At 59.3% G+C, this 12,650-nt stretch carries 13 protein-coding genes and 1 riboswitch; of the genes, 1 reads left to right on the top strand and 12 read right to left on the bottom strand.

Annotation, left to right across the window (positions count from 1 at the left end):
• Positions 1-3 precede the first annotated feature (3 nt).
• The 6 genes from EV130_RS19215 to epmA form a co-directional block, all read right to left on the bottom strand.
• Positions 4-966 carry a DUF1839 family protein gene (locus EV130_RS19215; RefSeq protein WP_132661098.1) on the bottom strand — a complete coding sequence of 321 codons (963 nt, stop codon included), beginning with the start codon at positions 964-966 and terminating at the stop codon, positions 4-6.
• Positions 967-974: 8 nt separating this feature from the next.
• Positions 975-1,883, bottom strand: coding sequence for an amino acid--[acyl-carrier-protein] ligase (locus tag EV130_RS19210; RefSeq protein ID WP_074062858.1), 909 nt, complete (start codon positions 1,881-1,883; stop codon positions 975-977).
• Between the two features lie 5 nt (positions 1,884-1,888).
• Positions 1,889-3,070, bottom strand: coding sequence for an acyl-CoA dehydrogenase family protein (locus EV130_RS19205; protein WP_132661125.1), 1,182 nt, complete (start codon positions 3,068-3,070; stop codon positions 1,889-1,891).
• Positions 3,070-3,321: an acyl carrier protein gene (locus EV130_RS19200; RefSeq protein ID WP_074062860.1), complete on the bottom strand. Its 252-nt coding sequence runs from the start codon at positions 3,319-3,321 to the stop codon at positions 3,070-3,072. The genes EV130_RS19205 and EV130_RS19200 overlap by 1 nt, the downstream gene beginning before the upstream one ends.
• 262 nt (positions 3,322-3,583) lie before the next feature.
• Positions 3,584-4,636 carry a lysine-2,3-aminomutase-like protein gene (locus EV130_RS19195; RefSeq protein WP_074062861.1) on the bottom strand — a complete coding sequence of 351 codons (1,053 nt, stop codon included), beginning with the start codon at positions 4,634-4,636 and terminating at the stop codon, positions 3,584-3,586.
• Positions 4,636-5,700, bottom strand: a complete 1,065-nt coding sequence (gene epmA, locus EV130_RS19190) for an EF-P lysine aminoacylase EpmA (protein WP_074062862.1) — start codon at positions 5,698-5,700, stop codon at positions 4,636-4,638. Before epmA ends, EV130_RS19195 begins: the two co-directional genes overlap by 1 nt.
• A gap of 151 nt (positions 5,701-5,851) precedes the next feature.
• On the opposite strand from epmA, the gene efp reads away from it, so the two are divergent.
• Positions 5,852-6,421, top strand: coding sequence for an elongation factor P (gene efp, locus EV130_RS19185; RefSeq protein WP_074062863.1), 570 nt, complete (start codon positions 5,852-5,854; stop codon positions 6,419-6,421).
• A gap of 57 nt (positions 6,422-6,478) precedes the next feature.
• Here the strand turns inward: efp and EV130_RS19180 are convergent, their stop codons facing one another.
• From EV130_RS19180 to metA, 6 genes are all read right to left on the bottom strand, one after another.
• Positions 6,479-7,207, bottom strand: coding sequence for an SIS domain-containing protein (locus EV130_RS19180; RefSeq protein WP_074062864.1), 729 nt, complete (start codon positions 7,205-7,207; stop codon positions 6,479-6,481).
• Positions 7,208-7,222: 15 nt separating this feature from the next.
• Complete coding sequence (gene nagA, locus EV130_RS19175; protein WP_074063375.1) at positions 7,223-8,374, bottom strand: N-acetylglucosamine-6-phosphate deacetylase; 1,152 nt, start codon at positions 8,372-8,374, stop codon at positions 7,223-7,225.
• On the bottom strand, positions 8,374-9,405 hold the full coding sequence (locus tag EV130_RS19170) for an SIS domain-containing protein (protein WP_074062865.1): 1,032 nt from the start codon (positions 9,403-9,405) through the stop codon (positions 8,374-8,376). Before EV130_RS19170 ends, nagA begins: the two co-directional genes overlap by 1 nt.
• On the bottom strand, positions 9,402-10,175 hold the full coding sequence (locus tag EV130_RS19165; protein WP_074062866.1) for a GntR family transcriptional regulator: 774 nt from the start codon (positions 10,173-10,175) through the stop codon (positions 9,402-9,404). Before EV130_RS19165 ends, EV130_RS19170 begins: the two co-directional genes overlap by 4 nt.
• A 113-nt stretch (positions 10,176-10,288) precedes the next feature.
• Complete coding sequence (locus EV130_RS19160) at positions 10,289-11,314, bottom strand: aldose epimerase family protein (RefSeq protein ID WP_074062867.1); 1,026 nt, start codon at positions 11,312-11,314, stop codon at positions 10,289-10,291.
• A 121-nt stretch (positions 11,315-11,435) separates the two neighbouring features.
• Positions 11,436-12,359 carry a homoserine O-acetyltransferase MetA gene (metA, locus tag EV130_RS19155; protein WP_074062868.1) on the bottom strand — a complete coding sequence of 308 codons (924 nt, stop codon included), beginning with the start codon at positions 12,357-12,359 and terminating at the stop codon, positions 11,436-11,438.
• 63 nt (positions 12,360-12,422) lie between these two features.
• Positions 12,423-12,500, bottom strand: a riboswitch (SAM riboswitch).
• Between the last annotated feature and the right edge of the window lie 150 nt (positions 12,501-12,650).

Here is a 12,650-nt window from a genome sequence, read left to right as displayed (position 1 = left end):
GTATCAAAGCCGATCGGAAATCGAAGTCATCATGGCATCCCATGCATCCGCCGCCGGATCAAGCGCCGCCTTCAATGGCTCGAACTTCCTGCGCGTGACGGCACGTGCAAGTTGAAACTGCACCGACTTCGCCACTTCGGAGATGCGCCGGGCATTCTCTTCAGCCTGCGCGAACCTGCCTTCAGAAAGCCACGCGAGGTGATCTGCGGCCAACTCGAAATTCGCACCGAACTGGCGCAAGGTGTTGAAGGCATATTTGTGGAAGAAGCCGAACGGGCGTTCGGCGACAGCTTCCACCTGCTGTGGAAACTGCTTGGCGAATGCACGGATCGGGTTTTCGGCAGGCCGGCGCGAGAAATGGACCTTGAAAAGACGGTGCGCCACATCGCCGATATAATTCTCGCCTGCAAACGTCTCGGGAAATTTTGCAAATTCCGTATAGGGCAGGAAGGGCGAATTGCTCTCCGACAGATGCATCTGGAAGAGACCGTCGAAGTCCTCGCCCTCAAGCTGGAAATAGCCGGCATTGTGAAAATACTCAACGCGTTTTGCGGCAACATCCAGCCGATTGATGGCGACGGTCGTCTTGCCGTGTTCGCAATGATAGGCCGTACCCTGCGTGTCCGGCATATAGAAGGAGTCCATTTCGACCAGGCAAAGCCGGCCGCGCCTGATCTGCGTTTCGACGTGATGCTCGACGCGGTCGAAGATCGCGAGTTCGGTGACACGGATGCCGTAAAGCGCCTCGAGGTCTTCGAGGGGCACCTTGAAGAAGGTGAATTGATCGCCCTCGAAATCCTGCGTCAGCGTAACGCCGAGCATCGCTTCAGGCGGCAGCCTGAGGGTGTGCAGCACTTCGATCCACAGGTCGATATAGCAGTTGGTTTCCGGCCACATGCGCTCACTGGAATGCAGTGCATGCTGGCGGTAGCCATCTGGTCGGATGGCCGGGAAAACGCACGACATCGGACCGCTCAGCCCCAAAGGGCCTTGCGCGCATTCGCCGGCCATTCCTTCACGTCCAGACCGTGATGATGGAACAGCGCAAGCGCGATGCGCTCGAGACCGAAGCCGACGCATGCAGTGTGCGCGACGCTGCCGTCCTCGAGGTTGAGGTCCCACTTCTGGCCGAAAGAATCCTGGTGGTAGTTGAAGCTCATGCAGGCTGTCGGATTGGCGGTTGACGTGATCGGGATCAGCAGCTCGAACTTCAGGTTCTGATCACGCTGGTTGTTGACCATCATCTTGCCGGCGCGGCCGAAAAATGGATCGTTGGCGACGTCGATGACGACTTGGAGGCCGACCTGCTTCATCATCTCGACGCCGCGATCCATCCAGCGCTGACGGAAGTCGGTAACGTGGCTTTCGGTTCCCATGCAGACATACTCGCGCATGCGGAAAAGCTGCTGGCGGGCAGGATCTTTCGATGGCTCGTGGCGAAAGCAATAGGACTGCAGGTCGAAGAGGCCGCCCTTTGCAGGCAGATTGCCGCGCTTGGCGATTGTCGGATAAAGCGGATAGCAGGCGGCCGGCGTCAGCACGATATCCGTCGCCTCCTGGCCCTTCGTCCAGTCGTCGCCGACTTCCATGCACTGCAGCAGGTTCATGTGATCGAGTTCACTGCCGCAGAAGCTGTGGACGGTGCCTGCAAGCTGCGGGAAGCTTTTCATGTAGCCGCTCTTTTCGAAGAGCGCGCGGTTCATGCCCGGCGGGAAGCGCATCGCTTCTGCGCCATCCGCACCGCCGAACTTGTCGATCAGCCGCTCGAAGGCGGTGATCACCTCTTCGAACTGCCCGCTGCGGCCATAAAGACCGTCGACGCCGGTATCGATCAGTAGACCGGATTCGAAGAGCCGGTCCAGAAACGAGGTCTGCATATCCATGACTGTCACCCCAGTAGGCTAGTGTCCTGCTTGTGGACGAGAAGCATGCTCGACGTGTTGCCGAGGATGCGGTCATTCGAGATCATGAGCTGGGCGGAATGAGCGTCGCGCAGATGCCGGCCCAGGCTGAAGGGCGTACCGTTCTTGTAGCCCACGATGCCGCAGATCAGCATGGCGTGGTTGACGATCTCCAGGATCGTTTCCGACGAAGCGATCTTCACGTTGTTCATGGCTACCGCAAAGCCCATCGACGAAAGCCTGTCCGGGTCGGCCTTGGCACCCTCGTAAGCCTTGAGGCCCGCCACGACGTTCGATTTCACCATCTGCAGCAGGTTGGAGACTTCGGCGAGCCGCAGCGCGCCGGGTGGCGCAACACCAGGAGATTTACGGGCCGCGGCACGTACGAAAGCCTGCGCGCGGGAGACGGCATCGACGGCAATGCCATACCAGACGCCGCTCCAGAGCAGATGCGACGAAGCGAGCATCGACTGCGCAGCGATTTCGGCGAAAGGCTTCGGCAGGATCTGAACGGCAGGCGCCTGTCCCTTGAAGAGGAAGCCGTCGGAGCAGGTGCCGCGCATGCCCAGCGTGTTCCAGATATGGGTACGCTCAAGGGTATACTGGTCCTTGAGAAACGCGGTGAGCACTTGATCGGAGGGTGTCGCGTCCGGATGGCTGCGAGACGTTATGAGGATCGCATCGGCATGCGAGCCGTAGGAGATCACGGTCGCATCCTTTTCGAGACGGCAGCTGTCGCCGCTGACCTCGATGGCGCAGATGCTGTTGCGCAGATTGCCGCCGATCCCGCCTTCGGTCGTCGCCGATGCGATCAGCAGCTGCTCGGCGGCGACGCGCCGCATGAAGCCTGCATGCCATTCACTTTCGGTGCCGTGCTCGACAAGGCTTGAGAGCTTGATGTGGTGCATGGCAAAGATCATTGCACTTGCCGCGCAAGCCTGGCCAAGAAGGGAGCAGAGTTCGGCGACTTCGGTCGTCGAAGCCCCCTCGCCGCCAAGGTGGCGCGGGACTTGAATGCCGAGCAGTCGCTCGGCCTTCATCGCATCGACAGCCTCGCTTGGAAAGCGGCCTTCGGCGTCGACAGCGTCGGCATATTTCGCGGCGATCTCGCCAACGCGCGCCGTTCTGACGATAAGACTCTGTTCCGTGATCTTGACCGGAAAATTCATCACGCGACCTTCCGGTTGTCCTTGATGATGTCGACGGTCTTTTCGATCGCGGAGATGCTGGCAAAGGACTTGCGATTGAGGAGATTGTCGGGGAATTCGATATCGAATGCTTCTTCGATACCAAGCATGAGCTGCACGGAAGCAAAGGATGTCAGACCGGCCGCATAAAGATCGGCATCGTCGGCCACCTGATCGATCGAAACAGGAAGCTTGCCGAATTTGGCGAGCAATTCGCGGATTGTCTTGTTCATCCTTAGCTCCAAGATTAGTCATGATCCCGAGTTGGCGATTATCGCCTTCATCATGAGCGTTCTTTTAGGCCGGAAAACAAAACATTCCGCTAATGTGTCTGGTTAAATATGAGGAAGGCCCACACTTAAAATTTTAGAGGGTATCCTGCCTCGATGGTCTTTATCTTTTTCTTGACAGACACTTAGGCGTTACTCCTGCCGCGGGCGTCAAGATTGATGTTAAGGCTGGAAGTGCAGGAATGATACGCTGCGCATCCTTGCGTCACCCCGATGGCGGATAGGAGTGCTCTGCGCCCTGGTAATCCAAGACGGAAAAACAACCATCTGCCGTCTTGCGGACAGAATTTTCGCCAATCGCTGCCTTTCCGTGGCCGCCGGGGATATCAAGGATATAGGCCGGCTGACAAAGCCCCGAGATGCGGCCGCGCAGCGAAGAAACGATCTTCTGGCCTTCTTCGATCGTCAGCCGGAAATGGCTGGTGCCGGGGGCCAGATCGGGATGGTGCAAGTAGTAAGGCTTGACGCGCGTCTCGACGAATATCTTCATCAGGTCCGCCAGAACGCCGGCAGCGTCGTTGACGCCCTTTAAGAGTACGGACTGACTGATCATGACGACGCCCGCATCGATGAGGCGGGCACAGGCTGCACGGGCTTCGAGCGTCATTTCGCGCGGGTGGTTGGCATGAAGCGCGATATAGGTCGTCTTGCCGCTCGCTTTCAATGCTGCGATCAACCTGGCATCGATCCTCTGCGGATCGACAGCAGGCACACGTGTATGGAACCGGACGATCTTCACATGTTCGATGGCCGCAAGCTGCAGCATGATCTCTTCAAGCCGCCGCGGGGAAAGGATGAGCGGATCGCCACCCGTAAGGATCACCTCCCAGATCTCCGCATGGCTGCGGATATAGTCGAAAGCAGCCATCATCGCCGCCGCATCGAGCGTACCGAGACCTTGAGGTCCGACCATCTCCCGCCTGAAGCAAAAGCGGCAATAAACCGGACAGACATGCACGGCCTTCAGCAGCACACGATCGGGATATCGATGCACAATGCCTTCAACCGGGCTGTGCGCATGATCACCGATCGGGTCGGCGCGCTCTTCAGGTGTTACGACAAGCTCGGCCGCATCCGGCACGAACTGACGCGCGATCGGATCGTCGACGTCGGCTCGATCGATCAGCTTGGCGACGGTCGGCGTCAGGGCGATCGCGTATCGTGCAGCGACCTCTTCGAGCGAAGGCCGGTCGCGATCGACCAATAACCCGGCTTTCGACAGGTCATCGACGCTTTTGATCGGCCGGAGGATATTCATCAGCGATACTCCGCAACCGGCGCCCAGAGCACTTGGTCGATGCGCGATGCTCCTGTCGCCAGCATGACCAGCCGGTCGAAGCCGAGCGCGATGCCGCTTGCCTCGGGCATGATCGAAAGCGCATCGAGAAAATCTTCGTCTAACGGGTAGCGTTCGCCATAAACGCGCGCCTTCTCTGCCATCTCGAGCTCAAAGCGGCGGCGTTGTTCTGCCGCGTTGGTGAGTTCGCCGAAGCCGTTCGCCAGTTCAACACCGCAGGCATAGAGCTCGAAACGTTCCGCAACCCGCGGATCGCGCGCCGAGGGACGGGCGAGTGCCGCCTCCGAAACCGGGTACTCATCCAGAATGGTCACGCGGCCGAAACCGAGGTGCGGTTCTATTTTCTCAACCAGGACGCGGCTGAAGAGATCGGCCCAGCCGTCGTCGGCTGAAACGCGCATGCCATTCCGGCGCAGTTCGCAAGCCAGATATTCTCGATCCGTGGAGCCATCGGCGGCGACCGACGCCAACAGGGCGATGCCCGCATAGCGCTCGAATGCATCTGCGACGCTGATGCGTTCAGGTCCGGCGAATGGGTCGGTTTCGGCGCCCCGATAGATCAACTTCGGCGCCTTCACGGTTTCGGCGGCAAGCGCCAGGACCTGCAGGCAATCCGTCATCAGCGTTTCATAGCTTTCGCCGGCGCGATACCATTCCAGCATCGTGAATTCGGGATGGTGGAATGGGCCGCGTTCGCGGTTGCGATAGACATGTGCAAAGCAGGCGATGCGCTGCTCACCGGCTGCGAGCAGCTTCTTGCAGGCAAATTCCGGCGAGGTGTGCAGGTAAAGAGATGCCGCCGCCTGCCCGTCCGTCGTCAGCGCCTCGGTTGCAAAAGCGTGCAGATGCGCCTCGTTGCCGGGCGAAACCTGCAGCGTCGCCGGATCCACCTCGATGAAATCCTTGCGCGCGAAGTGGCTGCGCAGCGCCGCCTGGATCGCGTTCCGTCCAATCAGGAACGGGCGGCGGTCCGCGTGAACGCTGGGGGTCCACCAAGGAGACGCTTTGGCGCCGGTAAGGTTCATTGTCAGCTTTCTTCACCTGGGGGGCCAACGCGAGGGCTGGCGTTTTGCCGGATTTTAGGTTAGTTGCGCCCCAACGAAAAACGATTTGCGTCATCGGGGCCATCCAGACAGTCCCTCTACGACGCCAAAAGCCGAGTTACAAGGAAGTCTTATGGTCAAGGTCATCGCCTCTTCGGTCCGCAAGGGCAACGTTCTCGACGTGGACGGCAAACTCTACGTCGTTCTCACTGCGCAGAACTTTCACCCCGGCAAGGGTACGCCGGTCACCCAGGTCGACATGCGCCGCATCGTCGACGGCGTGAAGGTTTCCGAGCGCTGGCGCACGACCGAGCAGGTCGAGCGCGCCTTCGTTGAGGATGTGAACTTCCAATATCTTTATGAAGACGGCGAAGGTTTCCACTTCATGAATCCGGCTACCTACGATCAGGTCGTCGTCGACAACGAGATAATGGGAGACCAGAAGGCCTACCTCCAGGAAGGCATGACCTGCATTCTGTCGATCCATGAAGGCATTCCGCTGGCAATCGAGCTGCCGCGCCACGTCACGCTCGAGATCACCGAGACGGAACCCGTCGTCAAGGGCCAGACGGCGTCTTCCTCCTACAAGCCAGCGATGCTTTCGAACGGCGTGCGCACCATGGTGCCGCCGCATATCAACGCGGGCACGCGCGTCGTCATCGCAACGGAAGACAATTCATACGTCGAACGCGCCAAGGATTGATCCTTCGGACATCTTTCATCGAGAAAGGCCGGTCTGACGCCGGCCTTTCTGTTTGAACTATAGATGCGGGTTGCGCGGCCGGTACTTTTTCACGAGGCGCTGATTGACATCCGCAGCTCCCGGCATGTTGGCGCTGAGATAGACCGGCGCGTCGCCGGACTTCGACAGCGTCGAGGCAACTTCGGCAAAGATTGCGTTGAGCACTGTTGCTCCGACAGCCGTCGACACGGGGCCCACCTTGAGACCGTTTCCAGCCAGATCGAGCACGGCATCGCCTGGCGGCAATCCGTTATCCAGCACGACATCGGCGATATCTGCCAGCCGCCGGCGGCCATTGGCAATCGCGCTCGAATAGGCAACCGAGGTGATAGCGATCACCTTGGCGCCGATCTCGCGGCCATAATCTGCAGCCTCGATTGGTGCGGCATTCACACCCGAATTCGAAGCAATGATGATGACGTCGCCTGGCTGCATGCCGTAGCGCTCGAGCACCGGCCGAACGAGGCCTTGCGTGCGTTCATAGACCGAGCTGATGACCGCCCCCTCATGCAGCATCGCCGAGCCGATAAGAACCGGCACGGTGAAGGCAAGACCGCCGGCGCGATAATGCACCTCCTCGGCCAGCATATGCGAATGGCCCGTGCCGAAGACGTAAACGCGCTGGTCGTGAAGCGCAGCCTCGAGAACGACTTCTGCGGCCTTTGCCATGGGTTCGGCAAGGCTTGCCTTCAAAGCCTCAAGACGACCGATCAGGTCTGAGAAATAGGCATCCGTAACGGCCGTCATGGCATTTCCTCTGTTTCAGGCCGCTTGGCCGTCGATCCAGGTGGCGGCGACTTCGATCGTATCCGTCAGATGCACGAGGTCGGCGCGTGCTCCCGGCGAAAGATGGCCGTATCCATCGAGCCGGAGAAACCGGGCCGGATAGAGTGTTGCCATGCGCAGCGCCTCGGCAAGCGTCAGATCTAGATAGGTGACACCATAGCGGATGCTCGACGCCATATCGACATCCGATCCGGCAAGCGTGCCGTCCGAAAGCACCAGCTTCGAGCAGAAGCCCCCCTTTTCACGCCGTACGGTGCGGCCGTTCAGCATGAAGCTATCCTTGCTGGAGCCAACCAGCGACATGGCATCGGTCACGAAGAACAGCTTGCCCTCCCCGCGCTTGGCGCGAAGTGCAGTCCGCAGCGCTTTTGGATCGACGTGGTGGCCATCGGCGATTATCCCGCACCACGTCGACGGATGGTCGATCGCCGCGCCAACCAGACCGGGCGCGCGGTGCCCCATCTGGCTCATGGCATTGAAAAGATGGGTGACGCCGCGTGCACCAGCATCGAAACGCTCTTCTGCAGCTTCGCTCGAACAATCCGAATGACCGATGCTGACGATAATGCCAGCCCCGCTCAGTTCGCGGACTTGAGCCACCGTCACCTGTTCGACCGCCATCGTCACGAGCAGCGTACCGATTGCCTCGCGGGCTTGGATGAAAGCTCTGACATCCTTGTCATCGACCGGGCGCATCAGTTCGGCCAGATGCGCGCCCTTGCGGGCTGGCGCCAGATGCGGACCCTCCAGATGAAGACCGGCCACGCCGCGATTGGTTTTAACCGCATCCTTCGCTGCCTCGATCGCGGCCGCCGTCGCATCTGCCGTATCGGTGATCAGCGTCGGAAGCAGCGCCGTCGTGCCGTAGCGCCGGTGACCGTCAGCAATGATATACATCGAGGCTGCGGACGGCTCATCGTTGAGCATGCGCCCGCCGCCGCCATTCACCTGCGCATCGACGAAACCTGCCGAAAGCACACCGCCGTCGAGCGAGATCGTCTCGCCTTCGGGCAAGCCGTTGCACGGGACGATGGCCTCGACCCGGCCATTTGTAACGATCAGCGCCTTTTCGTCGTGGAACCTCTCGCCGTCGAAGATCCGGGCACCTGTGAAGATCTTACGAGGCATCATATCGTCTCCGTGACTTTGAGCAGGTTCGCCGGCTTGTCTGGATCGAAACCTTTGCGGCGCGTAACGGACTCGATCAGGCGATAATAGACGAGAAGCGACACGAGCGGATCGATGAGGCCGTTGCCTGTCGTCGGCACGCGCAGATTGACGCCGGAAAGCGGCTGGGCCGAAAATGGTACCGTCGTTGCGCCGAGCTTCTGTAGTCGCTCGAGTGCCTGGACGTTGTTGGCATAGGCCGCGTCGTCTGGCAGGAAGGCGACGATCGGGAAACCCGGCTGCACGAGGCGCATGGGGCCATGCATCAGTTCAGCCAGCGAGAAGGCTTCCGCGTGAAGGCCGGAGGTTTCCTTGGCTTTCAGCGCGGCCTCGAGCGCGATCGCAAAAGCTGGCCCGCGGCCTGCCGTATAAAGCGAGGTTGCATTGAAGAGCACGTCTTCTGCGGCAGTCGTATCGATACCAGCAGTCGCCGACAGAGCCTCCGGCAACCTCTCCAGTGAGGCTTGCAGATCCGCCGTACCGCCAATCGCAGCCGTCACACCGGCGAGCGCGGCAGCCGAGGCGATGAAGGACTTGGTCGCGGCGACACTCTTTTCCGCACCCGCATTGAGTCCCACAACGATATCTGCCTGCTTTGCAAGCGGGCTGTCGGTGACGTTCACAACGGCGATCGTCGTCGCGCCGCCGCGTTTGGCAGCATCCTGAAGGGCGACGATATCCGGGCTGGCGCCGGATTGCGAAACCGTGAAGTGGACGCCCCCCTTCAACTGCAGCGCCGTGCCATAGACCGAAGCGATCGACGGGCCGACGGAAGCCACGGGAATACCGGCAGTGATTTCGAACAGATATTTGAAGAAGGTTGCAGCATGGTCCGAAGAGCCGCGCGCTGCCGTCGTCACCACGCTCGGGCGAACCGGAAAAAACAGCTTGGCGATTTCGGCGAAAACCGGCTTCTCCTTTTGAAGGAGCGTCGCGACGACGTCCGGCGACTGGCCCGCCTCCTTAAGCATAAGCGACTGGTTCTCACTCATTGATCATCTCCAATTTTCAGTTCGGCCACGAAATCATAGGCATCGCCTCGGTAGTGCGAACGGGTGTATTCAACGACGCGCTGGTCTTCCAGGCGCGAAATCCGTTCGATCAGGAGCGCCGGCGCGCCGGTCTTTACGTTCAGCATCGAGGCTGATGAAGGATCGAGCGTCACGGCGGTCAGCCGCTGCAGCGCACGCACCGGCTTGTGGCCGTTTGCGGCCAGCGCATCGTAAAGCGATCCCTCACCACCGGCATTGCCGCCGAGGAACTTGACCGGCACAACCGCCCGCTCGATCGCCAGCGGCAAACCATCCGCCAGGCGCAGACGATCCAGCCGCAGAACGGCCTCATCCTGCCCAAGTCCGAGAAGGAAGGATTCTTCCGGCGAGGGCGAATTGATCGTGCGGGACAATATCCTTGCCGCCGGCAAACGGCCACGTGAGCGCATGTCGGCAGAGAAAGACGAAAGACGCCAGAGCGGTTGCTCCATGCGCTCCACCTTACTGGAAACGAAGGTACCGCTGCCGTGACGCGATTCCAATGCGCCGGAGCTCATCAGATGACGATAGGCGGTTCGCACCGTCACGCGGCCGAGTTTCAGGGCTTCGGCAAGATCGCGCTCTCCGGGAAGGGCTGCACCCGGTTTGAGAAGACCTTCCTGAATGAGACCTGTCAACGCCAGTGCCAGCCGCTTGTAAAGCGGTCCCGTCATCGTTTCGTCGCGTAGACTGCGGGCATCGAGCTCCGCTATCAGACTGGTTCTATCCATGGATCAACCATAGAACCTATTTAGAACCACTTATCAAGTCGAATCTCGAACCTCGAAAAAGATGAACCCTCGTGACGGCGCGATGGTTTATCAGGATCGAATGGCCGCGAAGATCAGCTTTTCGTGAAGATGTAGTCCGTTTCCTGCCGCAACACCTCGCCTGGGCGCAGCACCGCGTTCGGAAAGCCCTCGTGATTGACCGCATCCGGCCAGACCTGCGTTTCGAGGCAGAAACCGGCGAACGGCCCGTATTTCCGACCGCCGATGCCTGCTACCGCTACGTCGAGCTTGAATCCCGCATAGAATTGCACGCCCGGTTCGGTGGTTCTAACCTCAAGCGAGACACCGGAATTGACGCTGCGCGCCAGTGCGACGGAGCGCTTGGCCGTGCGTTCCGTCGAAAGGCAGAAATTGTGATCGTAAAGCACCTGCTCGCCGCGTTCATCGAATCGCTTCATCGGGGCCATTTCGCGGAAGTCGAAAACCGTACCTTCGACGTTTCGGACCTCGCCGGTCGGGATTTGCTTCTCGTCAGTCGGTAGATAATGATCGGCAGCGATCATGATGTCGTGGCCGAGCGCATCTTCGCGGCCGTCGAGATTGAAATAGGCGTGCTGGCAGACATTGGCGAGCGTCGGCCGGTCGGTGGTCGTCTCGTAGACCACAGAAAACTCGCCATTGCCATGCACACGGTAGGTTGCCTGGACCGTGCAGTTGCCTGGATAGCCTGCGCGACCGTCCGGATCGACGATCTTCAAGACGACATAATCAACATCGTGTTCGACAATCGTCCAGTTGCGCTTGGCGATATTGTCGCTGCCGCCATGCAGATGCGAAACGCCCTTTTCATTGAGCTCGAGCTGATGGGCCCTGCCGTCGAGGGTAAACTTGCCGCCGCCGATGCGGTTGGCACAGCGGCCGGGCGTTGCACCAAAATAGGAGGAATGTGACGGATAGCTGGCAAAGTCGTCGAAGCCGAGCATGAGAGGCGCATCATGGCCGTCGAGCCGGAGATCCTGGATGACTGCCCCCCAAGACATGATCCTGGCTGTAAGGCCGCCGCCCCTGATTTCGACACGATGGACGGTTTCGCCATCCTTCGTCGTTCCGAAAACTTCCCGTTCAAGCTTTTCCGACATAGTTCGCAATCCCAAATCTGTATTGGTTTCAGGTCCGCGAACCTGCCTCCATTTGCCGAGGACCGCAACCATCAACACTAAAAGAAAACACCGCCGCAACAAGGTCAGCGGCGGGTGCAGTTCACTTTCTTGTACCGATCTCGTCGAGATTATAGGGCGTCGTCTGGTAGATTTCATTGATCCAATTGCCGAAGAGCAGATGCGCATGGCTGCGCCAGCGGTTCTGCGGCGCAAGCGACGGATCGTTATGCGGGAAATAGTTATGCGGCATCTTGATCGGCACGCCGGCATTCACGTCACGGAAATATTCGTCGGAAAGCGATGTTGAATCGTATTCAACATGATTGAACATGTAGAGCCGCTTGCCTTTTTCCTCATGCACGAGGCACACGCCCATCTCATCGGATTCCATGAGGACTTCGAGGGTTTCGGATCTGTCGATATCGGCGCGCCGGACCTCGGTCCAGCGCGATACGGGCACTTCGAAATTGTCGGAAAAGCCATTGAGGTAGACGGATGAAGGCTTGAGGTTCTTGTGCCGATAGACACCGAAGGCCTTTTCCTTCAGCTCGTATTTCGGAACCTTATGGAAATGGTAGATTGCCGCCATTGCGCCCCAGCAGACATTCATGCTCGAGTGAACGTTCGTCTCGGTCCAATCGAAGATCTTCTTCATCTCCGTCCAGTAGGTCACGTCCTCGTAAGGCAGGGTTTCGATCGGCGCGCCAGTGATGATGAAGCCGTCGAACTTGCGATGCCTTACCTCCTCCCAGGTCTGGTAGAAGGCGAGCAGGTGGTCTTCGGATGTGTTCTTGGCCCGATGGTTTCCAATGCGGACCAGCGAGAGCTCCACCTGAAGCGGCGAAGCGCCCACAAGGCGCGCCATCTGCAACTCCGTCTTGACCTTGTTCGGCATGAGATTGAGAAGCCCGATCTGCAAAGGGCGGATATCCTGACGGATCGCCGCCGTTTCGGTCATCACCCGCACGCCCTCATGAACGAGGGTCTCGAAAGCGGGCAGAGTATCGGGGATCTTGATGGGCATTGCGGTCACTCAGTCACAACAAAAGGTACCGGCAAATAAAAAACCGGCGGCGAGAGAATCGCTACCGGTCCGCACGCGGCCCTTTAGCGACTTATTTAACGTGGCTGCAAGCCGGCCGGCCAAATCACCACGGAAAACATTAAATAGCGCCGGAGCCCACGCGAATCAATCGCAATTCTGAAGGGCCGCGTTGAACCAAGGTAACTCACGCGTTAATGACTGGTAAAATCTGTTGATGGACAGGGCGGGTCACCATGTTAAGCAAGGATCATCATTGTCCGCATGGAAGGG

This window comes from Rhizobium azibense (assembly GCF_004342325.1).
GTDB classification, from domain to species: Bacteria; Pseudomonadota; Alphaproteobacteria; order Rhizobiales; family Rhizobiaceae; genus Rhizobium; species Rhizobium etli_B.
This window is presented reverse-complemented; position numbering and strand designations above follow the sequence as displayed.